Consider the following 16,317-nt stretch of genomic DNA (forward strand, 5'->3'; position numbering starts at 1 on the left):
CGACCAAGTTCTCGACGGACGCTTCTCGACAGGCTCGAAGCTGTTCGAACCGAACGGGAAAGAGACGCTTCAATCCAGCCGCCGCCCCGCGATCCGGGTCAGCCGGCACGCCAGATCCGCCTCCCCCGACGCGACGATCCAGTCGTCGCCGTCGCGGACGATGCCGGTCGTGAACACCACCGGCTGCGGCAGATATGCCTGATGCGCGAACGGTGCGATCAGCGCTGGTGCCGCCGCCAGCACCACGACCGGTTCGTCGCGCTCCAGCACCCGGCGCGCATCCGCATCGATCAGCGCGCGATAGGTCCGGTACACCCCGACCGCCCCCTGCTTCTCGACGCCATGATACAGCAGCATCCACCCGCGCGCGGTCCGCACCGGCGGCGTGCCCCCGCCCAGCTTATAGGCCGCCGCGCCCTTCAACGGCCGCAGCGCCGGTTCGGCGAGCGGCCGCCAGTGCAGCATGTCGGGCGAGGTGGCGAGGTTGATGCTCGGCCCGCTGCCCTCCGCACCGTCGGGCGATGCCACGAACCACGCATCCGACAGCGGCCGGGTCAGCGACACGAACCGCTCGCCGACCCGCCCCTCGAACGGGACCATGTCCTTGTTGCCATGGTCGAGCACCATGCCCTGCGACTGCCAGCCAAGTCCGTCGTCCGACCGGTACATCACCGTGCACAGCCGCCCGCCCGACACGCCGCACACCGTCATCCAGTACACGCCGTCGATCGCCACGATCCGCGGGTCCTCGATGCCATATTGCGCGTATTCTGCGGAGGGTTCGACCGCGCGGTCGTAATGCACCGCCACCACCCGCTGGCCATCGGCCGACAATTCGACCGGCAACAGCCATGACAGCGACGTGAGCCCCAGAAACGGATAGGCCCCGCCCGTCAGCGCGAAGAATCGCGGATCGCGCATATCGGCCGCGTCGGCCGCAAACCCGTCGAGCACATAGCCGCCCGGCGTCCAGCGGATCGATCGCACCTGTCCGTCGCGCACCGGTTCGCGCAACGCCTCGGCGATCCGCACCAGCAGCAGCAGATTGCCGTTCGGCAACCGCGTCAGCGCCGGATTGAACGCCCCCAGCACATAGGTCGGCTCTAAGATGCCCCGCCGCAGCGGCGATCGGGTCAGGTCGACATCGTCGGGGGCGAAGACGATCCGGTCGTCGCTCACGCGGCCGGACCGCCGTCCTGCATCGACCGGTGATGGCGGATCACCTCGTCGATGATGAACCGCAGGAACTTCTCCGAAAATTCGGGGTCGAGATCGGCATCGCGGGCCAGCGACCGCAGCCGCGCGATCTGCGCTTCCTCGCGCCCCGGATCGGCGGCGGGCAGCCCTTCGTCCGCCTTGTAGCGGCCGACCGCCTGCGTCACCTTGAACCGCTCGGCCAGCAAAAAGACCAGCGCGGCATCGATATTGTCGATGCTCTGGCGAAAGCGTTGCAGCGTCGCGTCGTGCATGGGCGTCCTTCATGGGCGGTCGGTGCCGGAATATGCCCCTTTCGCGCGACCGGACGTGCGGCGCAACCCCGCCTTTCCCTTGCGTTCGCGTGTCCGAACCGCCACATCGCTGGGACATGACGGCTACCCTGCACCGCCTCGACAAGCGCACCGAACCTTCGCTCGATCCGCTGATGGCGCTCGTCGCCGATGATATGAATCGCGTGAATTCGGTCATTCTCGACCGGATGCAATCGAAGATTCCGTTGATCCCCGAACTCGCCGGCCACCTGATCGCGGGCGGGGGCAAGCGGATGCGGCCGATGCTGACGCTCGCCGCGGCCCGGCTGATCGGCTATGGCGGCACGCGCCACCATCTGCTGTCGGCGGCGGTCGAATTCATCCACACCGCGACGCTGCTCCACGACGATGTGGTCGACGGATCGGACCTGCGCCGGGGCAAGCGCACCGCCAACATCATCTGGGGCAACCCCGCCAGCGTGCTGGTCGGCGACTTCCTGTTTTCCAAAAGCTTCGAACTGATGGTCGAGGCCGAAAGCCTGAAGGCGCTGCGCGTCCTGTCGGGCGCGTCCGCGGTCATTGCCGAGGGCGAGGTCAACCAGCTGACCGCGATCCGCCGCATCGACACGCCCGAGGATCGCTATCTCGACATTATCGGCGCAAAGACCGCCGCGCTGTTCGCCGCCGCCTGCCGCATCGCCGCGATCGTCGCCGAACGCCCCGACGCCGACGAAGCGGCGCTCGACGCCTATGGCCGCAATCTCGGCATCGCGTTCCAGCTGGTCGACGACGCCATCGATTACGTGTCCGACGCCGATACCATGGGCAAGGATGCCGGCGACGATTTCCGCGAAGGCAAGATGACGCTGCCGGTCATCCTCGCCTATGCCCGCGGCGATGAAACCGCGCGCAGCTTCTGGCGCGACGCGGTGTCGGGCAAGCGCGCCGGCGACGCCGATTTCGCCCATGCGATCACCCTGGTCCAGTCGTCGCGCGCGGTCGACGACACGCTCGCCCGCGCCCGCCATTACGGCCAGCGCGCGATCGACGCGATCGGTCGCTTCCCCGACGGCCCGGCAAAGGACGCGATGGTCGAGGCGGTCGAATTCGCGGTTCGCCGCGCCTATTGATCGGACCGGCCGTGTCCGGTTGCGCCAAAACCGCTGATGGCGGAGTAGGTTACCATGCCTGATTCGCTGACGCTCGACGACGCCGCCTTCACCATCCGCATCGATCCGGCACGCAAGCTGCTCGACATCGACCTGCGCGGGCTATGGGACCCGGCGATCGTGGCGCGGTTCCGCGATGCGTTGGCGACGATGCTTGGCCGACTGCCGGCGCTGGGCTGTCCGCTGGGACAGCAGGTCACGTTGTTCGACATGACGCAGTTCGCGGTCCAGCCGCGCGAGGTGCTGCCCCTGCTCGAACAGATCGCCGCCAATCCCGGCGTCTCCTCCCGCCGCATTGCGATCGTCGCCAACAGCATGCTGCTGAAAATGCAGGCGAAGCGACTCGCGCCGAACATCGCCCTGTTCGAAGCACGCGATCCGGCACTGGCCTGGCTGGCAGAGGACGGCCCGGCGCCGCGCTGACCCCGCCCAATCCCGTGACTCCGGACTTGATCGAGCCACGACGAGGGTCCCGAACGGAGCCAAACCCGGGTCTTACCCCGGCGAAGGCAAGGTGAACCTACGCCACCCGGCAACCGCCCCGTACTTTCCTACACCACAAACCCATGACAGGCTCACCCAACGCTCTGTCGCATCGTTGCCACCCCGACCCGGACGCGCAAAAACCGCGCACCGATCAGCCCATCGACGTCACCGACGCAAACCGCGTGCAAGTGTGACCTTTGTGACCTTTGGCCTCAAACCGCCCGCTTCTCCAGCGCCTGCGCCGCCTCGGCCATCAGCGTCGCGATGATCTCCGCCGCCGGTTCTTCCTTCGTCACCATGCCGACCGACTGCCCGGCCATCAGGCTGCCATGCTCGACATCGCCGTCGATCACCGCGCGGCGCAGCGCGCCTGCCCAGTAATGTTCGATCTGCAACTGCGCCTCGGCCATCGCGACGCCGCCTTCGTCGAGCATCTGCGCCACTTCGCGCTGCTTGGCGGTGAACAGCTCGCCCCCGGCATTCTTGAGCGCGCGCACCGGGATGACCGGCAGGCGCGCGTCGATCTGGACGCTGGCCACCGCATCGCGCGCCGATGCGCGCAGGAACGCCTTCTTGAACGCCGGATGCGCGATCGATTCGGTCGCGCAGACGAAGCGCGTGCCGAGCTGGACCCCCGCCGCGCCCATGTCGAGATAGCCGGCGATCGCCTCGCCCCGGCCGATTCCGCCCGCGACGAACACCGGTACCTGGTCCGCGACCTCGGGCAGCATTTCCTGCGCCAGCACGCTGGTCGACACCGGGCCGATATGGCCGCCCGCCTCCATCCCCTCGATCACCAGCGCATCCGCGCCCGACCGGATCAGCTTTTTCGCCAGCGCAAGCGCGGGGGAGAAGGCGATGACCTTGGCCCCCGTCGCCTTGATCGCCTCCAGCGACCCCTTGGGCGGCAGGCCGCCGGCCAGCACGACATGGGTGACGCCATGCCGCCCGCACACGTCGATCAGGTCGAAGAGCGCCGGGTGCATGGTGATCAGGTTCACGCCGAACGGCTTGTCCGTCAGCGCCCTGGTCCCGGCGATCTCCGCATCGAGCAGCTCGGGGGTCATCGCCCCGCATGCGATCACGCCGAACCCGCCGGCGTTGGAGATGGCGGCGACGAGGTTGCGCTCGGACACCCACGACATCGCGCCACACAGGATCGCGGACTCGGAACCGAGGAAGTCCCGGCCGCGCGCCATGCGGCGCTCAAGGCGCTCGGCGCCGATCGAAGCGTTGGTCATTGCCCCGCCTAGCGCGGGCGGGCGGCTTCGGGCAAGCAGGGACGATGATGCGACAGGAACATGGCGAGCTGGTGGTCACCACCAACGGACAGGGGCTGGTCCTGATGACCGGGCAGGTCCGCCACTGGGTCGAGGCGACCGGCATCGGCGACGGATTGCTGACGCTGTTCTGCCGCCACACCTCGGCCTCGCTGCTGGTGCAGGAAAATGCCAGCGCCGCCGCGCGCGACGACCTCGAACGCTTCTTCCGCCACATCGCCCCCGAAAGCGACCGCTACGCCCATGACGAGGAAGGGCCGGACGACATGCCCGCGCATCTGCGCACGGCGCTGACCAACACGTCGCTGTCGATTCCCGTTATCGGCCACCGCCCGGTGCTCGGCATCTGGCAGGGCATCTACCTGTTCGAACACCGCAAAGGCGCGCACCGCCGGAGGGTCGCCGTCCACCTGCTCGGCGAATAACATGCTCCCCGGCACGGGGAGGGGGACCAGCGAAGCTGGTGGAGGGGGATTTCCGCATACGGAGGGGCGGCCGGGAAGCGCTTTCCTACACCCGCCAACCCTGCCAACGTCGCGAAGCTCTTTCTCCTCGTAAGCCTTCGCCTTCCGCGAAGCCTTGATCCACCACATCGCAAGGGACCGCGGGTCAAGTCGAGAACTCTGCGAAAGTCGCAAGCTTCGCCAAAAACGCACCGTACCCCGCCTGTGCGGGGGTACGGAAGGGGACCGGACTAGGTACTTTCGCAGTGGTCTCGATCAAGTCAAGGGTGACACGCGGATGGTTGCAAGCGCCCCCGTGTCAACTTCGATGCAGCCCCGCCGCCCTGACAAGCCGCCAACCCCCTGACCCACAACAAAAAACAAAACGCCGGGGCCGCTGCACGACCCCGACGTCCTGTCAACTTCGCCAACTTCCAGCCCCACCCTCCGGGGCCGCCGGATCAAGCGTCGACCGCGTCCAGCCCATAGGCCGTGTGCAGCACCCGCACCGCCAGCTCGGTATAATCCTCTTCGATCAGCACGCTGACCTTGATCTCCGACGTGGTGATTGCCTGGATATTGATACCGCGGTCGCCCAGCGTCTGGAACATGGTCGACGCCACGCCCGCATGGCTGCGCATGCCGACACCGACGATCGAGATCTTGGCGACCCGCGTGTCGTGCAGCAGCTTGGCGAAACCGATATCGCCGCTCGCCTTGTCCAGCGTGTCGATCGCGCGGGCCAGTTCGGCGGCGGGCACGGTGAAGGTCACGTCGGTCGACCCCGCCGAATGGGCGATATTCTGCACGATCATGTCGACGTTGATCCCGGCTGCCGCCAGCGGGGCAAAGATCGATCCGACCGAACCGGGACGGTCGGGCACGGCGACCAGGGTGATCTTCGCCTCGTTCTTGTCGTGCGCGATGCCGGTGATGAGCTGCCGTTCCATGTCCGTCACTTCCTCTTCGCCGACGATCAGCGTTCCACGATATCCGTCCTCGTCGCGCGTATCGTCGAACGACGACAGCACGCGGACGCGGACCTGTTCCTTCATCGCCAGCCCGACCGAGCGGGTCTGGAGCACCTTTGCCCCCACCGAGGCGAGTTCGAGCATTTCCTCATACGTCACCCGCGCCAGCTTGCGCGCGCGCGGCACGATGCGCGGGTCGGTGGTATAGACGCCGTCGACATCGGTGTAGATGTCGCAGCGATCGGCCTGCATCGCCGCCGCCATCGCCACCGCCGAGGTGTCCGACCCGCCGCGCCCCAGCGTGGTGATGCGCTGGTCGTCAGTCACGCCCTGAAATCCGGGGATCACCGCCACTTCGCCGCGCGCCAGCGATTCGTCGAGCGCGGTCGTATCGATCGATTCGATCCGCGCGGTCGCATGGGCGTCACTGGTACGGATCGGCAATTGCCAGCCGAGCCACGAGCGCGCCGGCACGCCGATCGCCTGCAACGCGATCGCCAGCAGCCCGCTGGTCACCTGTTCGCCCGACGACACCACCGCATCATATTCGCGCGGGTCGTACAGCGCCGATGCCTCGCGACAAAAGCCGACCAGCCGGTCGGTATCGCCGGCCATCGCCGACACGACCACCGCGACCTGATTGCCCGATTCGACCTCGCGCTTCACGCGCTCGGCGACGTTGCGAATGCGTTCGATCCCCGCCATCGAGGTGCCACCGAACTTCATCACGATCCGCGCCATGCGTTTGCCATTCATCCTTGGGGGGAATGGCGGCGGCTGATAGGAGAGCGCCATGACGAACGCAAGCGAAGCAATCTTTATGTCCGAAAGAGCCGTGGGCACGCAATCAAGCATCGTCGCGCGCGAAGCCGCCCATTTCGGGGAGATGGCCGCCGATTGGTGGAACCCGCATGGCAGCTCGGCGATGCTCCACCGGCTGAACCCGGTACGCCTCGCGTTCCTGCGCACCGCGATCGATTCGCATTGGGGCGGGGACGGCGTCGGCTTCACGCCGCTGGCGGGCAAGGCGGTGCTCGACGTCGGCTGTGGCGCGGGGCTGCTCGCCGAACCGCTCGCCCGGCTTGGCGGACAGGTTACCGGCGTCGATGCCGCGCCCGAAAATATCGGCGCGGCCAGTGCCCATGCTGCGATGAGCGGCCTGTCGATCGACTATCTGTCGGGGGGCGTCGAGGCCGTCGCCGGCCGCCGGTTCGACCTCGTCACCTCGCTCGAAGTGATCGAGCACGTCGCCGATCCCGCCGCCTTCGTCCATGCGCTGACACAGGCGGTGGCACCGGGCGGGCTGCTGGTCGTGTCGACGCCCAACCGCACCCCGCTCTCGCGCCTCGCGATGATCTCGGTCGGCGAAGGGATCGGCCTGATCCCGCGCGGCACCCATGACTGGGATCGCTTCCTGACCCCCGACGAACTGACCGCGCACCTGCGCGCCGGCGGCATGACCGTATCGCCACCGACCGGCCTCGCCTTCTCGGCGACGCACGGCTTCAAACTGTCCGACGACGTTTCGCTCGACTATTTCCTGACGGCGACGCGGGGCTAGCTCCGCGCCGCCGCCCGCTTCACTTCTTGTCGAGATTGATGATGAACAGCGGCCCGAATTCGAAGGTCTGCTTGCCCGTCGCCAGTTGCAGCGACGCCATCAATTCGCCCGCCGCATAGTCGCGATCGGCCTTGCCCGCCACCTGCTGGAACTCGAACGCCTCACCCGCTTCGATCGGCCCGCCGACGATGGTGGTATAGGGTTCCTTGTTCAGCTGGATGCCGGCGCTGGCGATCTTCGCCTTGGTCCCCGCCGGCAACCCCGTCGCACGGACGTGGAAGGCGAGGACGAGGCGGTCGCCCTTCGCCACCGGCGCGGTGGTCGGCGACTGGAGCTGGATGTTCCACGGATTCTTGTCGGCACCCGGAATCGACAGCTTCAGCATCTTGCCGCCATCGACATCCTTGCTCCGCGTCAGCGGCGGCTTCGCAATGCCATAGACCTGCAGGCTGCCCGGCATCGGCGCGTTGATGACCTTCGCGGCAAAATCTTCGGCGGTCTGCGCGGTCGACGGCGCGGCGACCACGGCAACCAGCGCGGCTGCCATCCAGCTTTTATGCATATCCCCTCCCAAGGAATGTTGGAGCGATGATGCTAGGCGAAGCCCGGCTCGCCGATCAATGGTAAACGTTGTCAGAGCCTGTCGGAAAACGCACGGTTGTGCGCTCCACGGCACCGGCTCGAAACTCGCCCTTCCGCGCGTTCCACAACAGACTCAGAGCATTGGCCTTCGGGATCGCTATTCCCATCTTCCGTCGATGGACGACGACCTGCACCGCTTCACCGCCGCGCAACGCGACAGCTATGCCGATGCGCTCGCCGAGCTTCGCGCCGGCGCAAAGCGCAGTCACTGGATGTGGTTCGTGTTTCCACAGATCGCCGGCCTCGGCCACAGCACCACCGCACGGCATTTTGCGCTTCGCGATCTGGCCGAAGCCCGTGCCTATCTGGCGCATCCATTGCTCGGCGAACGGCTGCGCGAATCGAGCGAAGCCTTGCTCCCCCATCGCGGTCACGACATCTCCCGCATCCTCGGCGCGATCGACGCGATCAAGCTGCGCTCGTCGATGACGCTGTTCGACGCGGCAGCGGACGGCGGCGAACCGGTTTTCGCCGCGATCCTTGACGGCTTCTACGGCGGCGAGCGTGATCCGGCCACGCTCGCCCGCCTGTAATCAGCCGCGGGCAATCAACCGCGCGGGGTCAGTTTCAGCAGCTTGGCATTGGCCCCGTCCTGCAAGACCCAGATCGCGCCGTCCGGTCCCTCCTCGACCTCGCGGATGCGGGCGTTCATCGGCCACTGATCGCCCTTGGCGGCACTGGTACCGTTCACGTCGACCCGGACCAGCGCCTCGCTCGACAGACCGCCGATGAACAGGTCGCCGGCATATTGCGGGAACAGCTTGCCCGAATAGACGATCAGCCCGCCCGGCGAGATCACCGGGTTCCACGCGACCTTCGGCGCTTCCAGATCGGGGCGGGTGCTGTGGCGCGGGATCGGGCGGCCGTCATAATGATCGCCCTCCGACACCAGCGGATACCCGTAATTGCGCCCGGCGACGATCAGATTGACCTCGTCACCGCCCTTCGGTCCCATTTCCTGTTCCCACAAATTGCCCTGCGCATCGAATGCGATGCCGAGCAGATTGCGGTGCCCGTACGACCAGACCGCCGAATGGAATCCCTTCGCGGTCAGCCCCGGATCGCCCGCCGGCTGTCCGTCGAGCGTCAGGCGCAGCACCTTGCCCAGCGTCGCCTTCGGGTCCTGCGCCGGATCGAATTTCTGCCGCTCGCCATTGGTGAAGAACAGGTGCTGGCCATCGGGCGCGAACGCGATCCGGCCCGAATAATGGCCGTCGCCGCCGACGAACGGTGTCGCGCGGAACAGTTCGGTGATGCCGGTCAGCCGGTTGCCGTCGAGCACCCCGCGCGCCAGCACGACGCCCTTGCCCCCGTTGCCGGCAACCGAATAGCTGAGATACACCCGGCGGCTGTTGGCGAAATCAGGGGCGAGCACCACGTCCATCAACCCGCCCTGCCCCGCCGAATCGACCGGGATGGTCGCGGCGGTGGTGCGCTGACCGCCATCGGCGCTGACCAGCAACAGCGTGCCGCCCTTTTCGGTCACCAGCATCCGCCCGTCGGGCAGGAAGGTCATCGCCCATGGCGCGTTGAACGTCGTCACTTCCCGCGCCGCGAACGACAGGCCGCCGGTGGTCGTGCCGGGTGCGGGGGCCGGAGTCGCGGTGGCGGTCGGGGCCGGGGCGACGATGGCTGGCGCCGCATCCACGTCGCTGCTGGCGTTGCACGCCGCCAGCAACGCGGCGGCGGGAATCAGCGAACGGAATGACGGCATTATCGGAATCCTCTCGAAATAACGTTATTGCCATCGGCAACGCGGTTCCGGCGGCCACGATCCGGTGCCCCTTGCCGAGACATGCAATTTTACATATAGGGACGTTGCTTCCTCGACATCGCCAACGTGCCGAGGCCGGTTCCAGCAGGGACCGGCAGCGAAGCGGCGTAGCTGATGGAGACGGCATGGCGGATATCGCCGAACTGACGCGATTGATCGAACCGGAAGCACAGGCACTGGGCTTCGCGCTCGTGCGGGTGAAGATGATCGGTGGCAAGTCGGACCCGACGTTGCAGGTCATGGCCGAACGGCCCGACACGCGGCAGCTGACCATCGACGACTGCGCCGAACTGTCGCGTCGCATTTCCGACCTGATGGACGAAAACGATCCGATCGAGGAAGCGTATCGTCTGGAGGTATCGTCGCCCGGTATCGACCGGCCGCTGACGCGCCTTGCCGATTATGACGACTGGAAGGGGTTCGAGGCGCGCGTGACGCTCGATGCCCCGATCGACAGTCGCAAGCAGTTGACCGGTATCCTGATGGGCACCGAAGGCGATCAGGTCACGATCGACGTGCGCAAGCACAAGCCGATGACCGTCCCCTTCGCCGCGATCATCGATGCGAAACTGGTCATTACCGATGCCCTGCTGAAGGCGACGGCGCCGCTTTCGACCGCGGGTGCCGACGAGTACGAAGACGAACCGGCCGACGACGAACCGGCTGACGCAGAAGGACAGAACTGACATGGCCACCGCCGTCACCGCCAACCGGGCGGAACTGATCGCGATCGCGAATGCGGTCGCATCGGAAAAGATGATCGACAAGGCCATCGTGATCGAGGCGATGGAAGACGCGATCCAGCGCGCCGCCAAGACGCGCTACGGGTCGGAAAACGACATCCGCGCCAAGCTCGATCCGAATACCGGCGACCTCCGCCTGTGGCGCGTGCTCGAAGTCACCGAGCTGGTCGACGACCATTTCAAGCAGATCGGCGAGAAGGACGCGCAGAAGCTGCAAAAGGGTGCGGCGATCGGCGACTATATCGTCGACCCGCTTCCCCCGATCGAATTCGGCCGCATTCAGGCGCAGGCATCGAAGCAGGTCATCCTGCAAAAGGTGCGCGACGCCGAACGCGAACGCCAGTTCGAGGAATTCAAGGACCGGCAGGGTGAGATCATCACCGGCGTCGTCAAGCGCGTCGAATTCGGCCACGTCGTCGTCGATCTGGGTCGCGCCGAGGGCGTCATCCGCCGCGACCAGCAGATTCCGCGTGAAGCGGTCCGCGTCGGCGACCGCGTCCGCTCGCTGATCCTGAACGTGCGCCGCGAGAATCGCGGACCGCAGATCTTCCTCAGCCGCGCGCATCCCGACTTCATGAAGAAGCTGTTCGCGCAGGAAGTGCCCGAAATCTACGACGGCATCATCGAGATCAAGGCCGCTGCCCGCGATCCGGGTTCGCGCGCCAAGATCGGCGTCATTTCGCATGACGGCTCGATCGATCCGGTCGGTGCCTGCGTCGGCATGAAGGGCAGCCGCGTGCAGGCCGTCGTGCAGGAAATGCAGGGCGAAAAGATCGACATCATCCCGTGGTCGCCCGATACCGCGACCTTCGTCGTCAACGCGCTGCAGCCGGCGAACGTCGCGCGCGTCGTGCTCGACGAGGAAGAGGACCGCATCGAAGTCGTCGTTCCCGACGATCAGCTGTCGCTCGCCATCGGTCGTCGCGGCCAGAATGTCCGTCTCGCCAGCCAGTTGACCGGCAAGGCGATCGACATTCTGACCGAAGCCGATGCGTCGGAAAAGCGTCAGAAGGAATTCATCGAACGCTCGGGCATGTTCGAGAAGGAACTCGACGTCGACGAGACGCTGGCACAGCTGCTGGTCGCCGAAGGCTTTGGCGAGCTGGAAGAAGTCGCCTATGTCGAGATCGAGGAACTGGCAGGCATCGAAGGCTTCGACGAAGACCTTGCGCAGGAGCTGCAAAGCCGTGCGCAGGAAGCGCTCGAACGCCGCGAGCAGGCCGCCCGCGAAGAGCGCACTGCGCTCGGTGTCGAGGATGCGCTGGCCGAGCTGCCGTATCTGACCGAGGCGATGCTGGTGACGCTGGGTAAGGCGGGCATCAAGACGCTCGACGACCTCGCCGACCTCGCCACCGACGAGCTGGTGGAAAAGAAGAAGACCGAACCGCGTCGTCGCGGTGACGACGCACCGAAGCGCGAAGCGCCTAAGGGCGGCATTCTCGCCGAATATGGCCTGACCGACGAACAGGGTAACGAGATCATCATGGGCGCCCGCGCCCATTGGTTCGCCGATGAGGACGTCGCGGTCGAAGATTCGGAGGACGCAGTTGCGGAATCCGAACAATGACACGCCACGGCTGACCGACAGCCCCGAGCGTAGTTGTATCCTGTCGCGTGAACATGGCTCACGCGACGGGCTGGTACGGCTTGCCCTGTCCCCGGATGGGGACATCCTTCCCGATGTCCGCGCCAAGGCTCCCGGCCGGGGTGCGTGGATCGGGGTGACGCGCGCCGAGCTGGAAACCGCCATGGCCAAGGGGCGGTTGAAGGGTGCGCTGGCGCGTGCGTTCAAGGGCGCGACGCTAACGATCCCCGCCGACCTCCCGCAACTGGTCGAGGATGCGCTGCGGCGTCATGCGCTCGACCGGCTCGGGCTGGAGGCCAAGTCGGGGTTCGTCGTCGTCGGCGGCACTGCGATCGACAAGGCGGCACGCAGTGGCAAGCTGTACGCCCTGTACCATGCGTCCGACGCCGCCCCTGACGGCGCCGGCAAACTGGCGCAGGCATGGCGCGTCGGCAGCGACGAAGAAGGATCGGGTCGCAAGGGATTGGCATTGCCGGTCCCACGCACCATATTGTCATTGGCGCTTGGGCGCGAAAATGTGGTACATGTCGGCCTGACCGACGCACGGGCGGCACAGCGAGCCAATGACGCGCTGTCCCGCTGGCTGCACTTTATCGGACCCGAACCTATCCCTGCGGCTTGCGAAACATCTTCGCAGGGCGCATCGACGGCGCAATTTTCCGACACGGACGTTGTCGGGCATATCGGCGTCGACCAATTGAAGCAGGAACCTGAGTAACCGGATGAGCGACATCGACAACGACAAGCCGAAGCTGGGCACCCGCGCGCCGCTCGGCCTCAAGCGCACCGTGGAAACCGGCAAGGTGAAGCAGAGCTTCAGCCATGGCCGCTCCAACACGGTGGTCGTGGAGGTGAAGCGCCGCCGTGTGCTTGGCCGTCCCGGCGAAGAACAGCAGCCCGTCGAACAGGCAGCACCCGAAGCGACGCCCGCACAGCAGCGTCCGGCCCCCGCGCCGGCGGCCCCTGCCCCGCGTCCGGCGGCCAGCAATGCCGGTCTGTCGCGTCACGAATTGCAGGCCAAGCTGTTGCGCGAGGCCGAAGAGGCGCGAATGAACGCGGCCGAGGAACATCGTCGTCGCGACGAACGCCTCGCCCGCGAAGCCGTCGAGGCCGAGCGTGCCCGTGTCGAGGAAAAGGCACGCGCCGCCGCCGATCCGACGCCTGCTCCGGAACCGACCCCGGCACCTGCACCGGAACCGACGCCCGCGCCGGTTGCCGAACCAGCCCCGGAACCGACGCCGGCTCCCGAGCCGACGCCTGCCCCGGCCCCGGTCGAGGCAGCACCACCGCCCGTCGCGGAGCCGACCCCGGCACCGGAACCGGTCGCGGAGACGCCTGCGCCCAAGCCGACGCCGGCACCCGCGCCGGTTGCGGCCAAGCCTGCACCGGTACGTCCTGCACCGCGTCCGGCCGTCGCACCTGCCCCGGCACCGCCGCCGATCGTCCTCACCGCCGACCCCAACCGGCCGGCGCCGCGTCGCTTCACCCCGGTGCAGCGTCCCGAAATCCCCAAGCCGCAGCCCAAGCCTGAGCCGGCCTCCGCACCCGTCGCCGCTGCGGCAGCGACGCCTGCCGCCCGCCCGGCGGCTGGCGGTCAACCCGCGCGTCCCGGTCCGTCGGGCTCGGGTCAGGCTACCCCGCGTCGCAACGAGCCGGCGCGTCCCGCACCGTCGCGTGACCGCAAGGGCGACGATCGCCGTCAGTCGGGCAAGCTGACCGTCACGCGCGCCTTGGGCGACGATGGTGCGCGCTCGCGTAGCCTCGCTGCGCTGAAGCGTGCGCGCGAGAAGGAAAAGCGTGGCTTTGGTGGCCCGCGCGAGCCGCAGATCAAGCAGGTCCGCGACGTGCAGGTTCCCGAAACCATCACCGTGCAGGAACTCGCCAACCGCATGGCCGAAAAGGGTGCGGATCTGGTCAAGACGCTGTTCAAGATGGGTTCGCCCGTTACGATGACGCAAACGATCGACCAGGACACCGCCGAATTGCTGGTGACCGAATTCGGCCACAACATCGTCCGCGTCAGCGATTCGGACATCGACCTCGCGCTCGACACGGGTGAAGACGCCGTCGAATCGCTGCGTCCGCGCCCGCCGGTCGTCACGATCATGGGCCATGTCGATCACGGCAAGACCTCGCTGCTCGACGCATTGCGCGGGACCGACGTCGTGCGCGGCGAGGCCGGTGGCATCACCCAGCATATCGGTGCCTATCAGGTGACGATGAAGGACAAGTCGCGGATCACCTTCCTCGATACGCCGGGCCACGAAGCGTTCAGCGAGATGCGCGCACGCGGTGCCGACGTGACCGACATCGTCATTCTGGCGGTCGCCGCCGATGATGGCCTGATGCCGCAGACGATCGAGGCGATCCATCATACGCGTGCCGCCGGCAAGCCGATGATCGTCGCGATCAACAAGGTCGACAAGCACGAGGCGAACCCGCAGCGTATTCGTGAACGCCTGCTGGAACATGACGTGCAGGTCGAGGAAATGGGCGGCGAAACCCAGGACGTCGAAGTATCGGCGCTCAAGAAGACCGGCCTTGAGGAACTGATCGAGAAGATCCAGCTTCAGGCCGAACTGCTCGAGTTGCAGGCCAACCCCGATCGTGCCGCCGAAGGCAGCGTGATCGAGGCGAAGCTCGACAAGGGCCGTGGTCCGGTCGCGACCGTGCTGGTTCGTCGCGGCACGCTGAAGGTGGGCGATGTGTTCGTCGTCGGTGCGGAAAGCGGCAAAGTCCGTGCGCTGATCGACGACAAGGGGCGTCAGGTGAAGGAAGCCGGTCCGTCGACGCCCGTCGAGGTGCTGGGCCTGTCGGGCGTGCCGATGGCGGGGGATCCGCTGCAGGTCGTCGAGAGCGAAGCGCGTGCCCGCGAGGTCGCCGAATATCGCCAGAGCGTGCTGCTCCAGAAGCGCACGACTCAGGCACCGGCGAGCCTCGAGAGCATGTTCTCGGCGCTCAAGTCGAAGCAGGCGATCGAATATCCGTTGGTGGTCAAGGCCGATACCCAGGGGTCGGTCGAAGCCATCGTTGGTGCGCTCAACAAGATCTCGACCGACGATATCCGGGTGCGCATCCTGCATTCGGGTGTCGGCGGCATCACCGAGAGTGACGTGACGCTGGCGGCGGCATCGGGTGCGCCGATCATCGGCTTCAACACCCGTCCCAATGCCAAGGCGCGCGAAATCGCCGAGCGGAACAAGGTGGCGTTCAAATATTACGACGTCATCTATACGCTGACCGACGATATTCGCGCGGGCATGGCGGGTACGCTGGGTCCGGAAGCGTTCGAAACCGTCGTCGGCCGTGCCGAAATCCGCGAGGTCTTCTCGGCGGGCAAGCATGGTCGGGCCGCCGGTCTGCTGGTGGTCGAAGGGATCATCCGCAAGGCGCTCAAGGCACGCATCACGCGCAACGATGTCATCATCTACCAGGGTGAGATCGCGTCGCTGCGTCGCTTCAAGGACGATGTTCCCGAAGTGCGCGCGGGCCTCGAATGCGGTGTCACGTTCACGCAGAACTTCACCGACATCAAGGCGGGCGACTTCCTTGAAACCTACGAAGTCGAACTGCGCGATCGCACGCTGTGATTGACGGGCGGCAAGGGGCAACCCTTGCCGCCACGCTCCGCCCCCGGCTGCGCCTTGCAACGGCATGGGTGATCGGCGGGGCGGCGGTGTTGTTCGTCGCCAATGCGCTGAGTGGCTGGGCGATGCTGGTTGTTCTACCGCTGCTCGGCTGTATCTGGTTCGCGCTGGCGATCGACGGCATTGTGCAGGCGTGGCGATCACGCGATGCGGGCATCCCGGCATTGCTGCTCGCGGCGATGCCGCTGATGGCCATTCCGTTTGCGATGTTCGCGGCGAATCACGCGCTCTACTGGTCGCATGTCGCGCCCTCATGGTGGCGACTACGGTCGGAGCGGGCGGCGTTCGACGCGGCGTTGAGTGGCGGTCCCGCTCCTGCCGGCATCGGCGGGGTCGAGCGTAGCGGCTCGCGCACCGCCTTTCTGACCGGTAACGGGATGCTCGGCGCGTGGAGCGGGATCGTCCATGATCCCACCCACCATATGACCGGCGCGCGCGGCTGGAACGGCGGACCGGTCGCCGCCGACATTCGAACCACCTTCGGCAACAACACCATCTGGTGCCAGCGACTCGACAGTCACTGGTTCCACTGTCAATTCGGTTAGAT

16 protein-coding genes are annotated in these 16,317 nt (G+C 66.7%); 10 read left to right on the forward strand and 6 right to left on the reverse strand.

Features of this window, described 5'->3' with window-relative positions:
* Positions 1-69: 69 nt before the first annotated feature.
* Together ASE91_RS01275 and ASE91_RS01280 are read right to left on the reverse strand one after the other, a co-directional pair.
* Positions 70-1,179 (reverse strand): glycosidase, encoded by a 1,110-nt coding sequence (locus ASE91_RS01275; RefSeq protein WP_056621979.1) that lies wholly within the window; start codon positions 1,177-1,179, stop codon positions 70-72.
* Entirely contained in the window at positions 1,176-1,469 is a 294-nt protein-coding gene (locus tag ASE91_RS01280; protein WP_056621980.1) for a chorismate mutase, read from the reverse strand. The genes ASE91_RS01275 and ASE91_RS01280 overlap by 4 nt, the downstream gene beginning before the upstream one ends.
* A 116-nt stretch (positions 1,470-1,585) precedes the next feature.
* On the opposite strand from ASE91_RS01280, the gene ASE91_RS01285 reads away from it, so the two are divergent.
* Together ASE91_RS01285 and ASE91_RS01290 are read left to right on the forward strand one after the other, a co-directional pair.
* Entirely contained in the window at positions 1,586-2,599 is a 1,014-nt protein-coding gene (locus ASE91_RS01285; RefSeq protein ID WP_056621983.1) for a polyprenyl synthetase family protein, read from the forward strand.
* A 54-nt stretch (positions 2,600-2,653) separates the two neighbouring features.
* Positions 2,654-3,061, forward strand: coding sequence for a hypothetical protein (locus ASE91_RS01290; RefSeq protein ID WP_056621985.1), 408 nt, complete (start codon positions 2,654-2,656; stop codon positions 3,059-3,061).
* 275 nt (positions 3,062-3,336) lie between these two features.
* On the opposite strand, the gene ASE91_RS01295 is transcribed toward ASE91_RS01290, so the two are convergent.
* Positions 3,337-4,323 (reverse strand): NAD(P)H-dependent flavin oxidoreductase, encoded by a 987-nt coding sequence (locus tag ASE91_RS01295; protein WP_056622273.1) that lies wholly within the window; start codon positions 4,321-4,323, stop codon positions 3,337-3,339.
* An 89-nt stretch (positions 4,324-4,412) separates the two neighbouring features.
* Here ASE91_RS01295 and ASE91_RS01300 point away from each other — a divergent pair, with 89 nt between their 5' ends.
* Positions 4,413-4,829, forward strand: a complete 417-nt coding sequence (locus ASE91_RS01300; protein WP_056622275.1) for a secondary thiamine-phosphate synthase enzyme YjbQ — start codon at positions 4,413-4,415, stop codon at positions 4,827-4,829.
* 479 nt (positions 4,830-5,308) lie between these two features.
* Here the strand turns inward: ASE91_RS01300 and ASE91_RS01305 are convergent, their stop codons facing one another.
* A complete protein-coding gene (locus ASE91_RS01305) occupies positions 5,309-6,559 on the reverse strand; it encodes an aspartate kinase (RefSeq protein WP_056622277.1) in 1,251 nt (416 codons plus the stop codon).
* A gap of 79 nt (positions 6,560-6,638) precedes the next feature.
* On the opposite strand from ASE91_RS01305, the gene ubiG reads away from it, so the two are divergent.
* On the forward strand, positions 6,639-7,379 hold the full coding sequence (ubiG, locus tag ASE91_RS01310; protein WP_235530239.1) for a bifunctional 2-polyprenyl-6-hydroxyphenol methylase/3-demethylubiquinol 3-O-methyltransferase UbiG: 741 nt from the start codon (positions 6,639-6,641) through the stop codon (positions 7,377-7,379).
* A 19-nt stretch (positions 7,380-7,398) separates the two neighbouring features.
* On the opposite strand, the gene ASE91_RS01315 is transcribed toward ubiG, so the two are convergent.
* Positions 7,399-7,941, reverse strand: a complete 543-nt coding sequence (locus ASE91_RS01315) for a hypothetical protein (RefSeq protein WP_055998896.1) — start codon at positions 7,939-7,941, stop codon at positions 7,399-7,401.
* 196 nt (positions 7,942-8,137) lie between these two features.
* Between ASE91_RS01315 and ASE91_RS01320 the strand changes: the two genes are divergently transcribed.
* Positions 8,138-8,554: a DUF1810 domain-containing protein gene (locus ASE91_RS01320; protein WP_056621989.1), complete on the forward strand. Its 417-nt coding sequence runs from the start codon at positions 8,138-8,140 to the stop codon at positions 8,552-8,554.
* 14 nt (positions 8,555-8,568) lie between these two features.
* On the opposite strand, the gene ASE91_RS01325 is transcribed toward ASE91_RS01320, so the two are convergent.
* Positions 8,569-9,735 carry a PQQ-dependent sugar dehydrogenase gene (locus tag ASE91_RS01325; protein ID WP_056621990.1) on the reverse strand — a complete coding sequence of 389 codons (1,167 nt, stop codon included), beginning with the start codon at positions 9,733-9,735 and terminating at the stop codon, positions 8,569-8,571.
* A 185-nt stretch (positions 9,736-9,920) separates the two neighbouring features.
* Here ASE91_RS01325 and rimP point away from each other — a divergent pair, with 185 nt between their 5' ends.
* Genes rimP through ASE91_RS01350 form a run of 5 tightly spaced genes read left to right on the forward strand, consistent with a single transcriptional unit; the run spans position 9,921 to position 16,315 of the window.
* A complete protein-coding gene (rimP, locus tag ASE91_RS01330; RefSeq protein ID WP_055998890.1) occupies positions 9,921-10,481 on the forward strand; it encodes a ribosome maturation protein RimP in 561 nt (186 codons plus the stop codon).
* A gap of 1 nt (position 10,482) precedes the next feature.
* Positions 10,483-12,105, forward strand: coding sequence for a transcription termination factor NusA (gene nusA / locus ASE91_RS01335; protein WP_056621991.1), 1,623 nt, complete (start codon positions 10,483-10,485; stop codon positions 12,103-12,105).
* Positions 12,106-12,115: 10 nt separating this feature from the next.
* Positions 12,116-12,841, forward strand: coding sequence for a DUF448 domain-containing protein (locus ASE91_RS01340; RefSeq protein ID WP_056622280.1), 726 nt, complete (start codon positions 12,116-12,118; stop codon positions 12,839-12,841).
* A gap of 4 nt (positions 12,842-12,845) precedes the next feature.
* The gene (infB, locus tag ASE91_RS01345; protein WP_056621993.1) at positions 12,846-15,713 is read left to right on the forward strand and encodes a translation initiation factor IF-2; all 2,868 of its coding nucleotides are present in this window, start codon (positions 12,846-12,848) and stop codon (positions 15,711-15,713) included.
* Positions 15,710-16,315, forward strand: a complete 606-nt coding sequence (locus tag ASE91_RS01350; RefSeq protein ID WP_156357600.1) for a hypothetical protein — start codon at positions 15,710-15,712, stop codon at positions 16,313-16,315. Before infB ends, ASE91_RS01350 begins: the two co-directional genes overlap by 4 nt.
* Positions 16,316-16,317 lie beyond the last annotated feature (2 nt).

It is taken from the genome of Sphingomonas sp. Leaf62 (assembly GCF_001421915.1).
Classification (GTDB): Bacteria; Pseudomonadota; Alphaproteobacteria; order Sphingomonadales; family Sphingomonadaceae; genus Sphingomonas.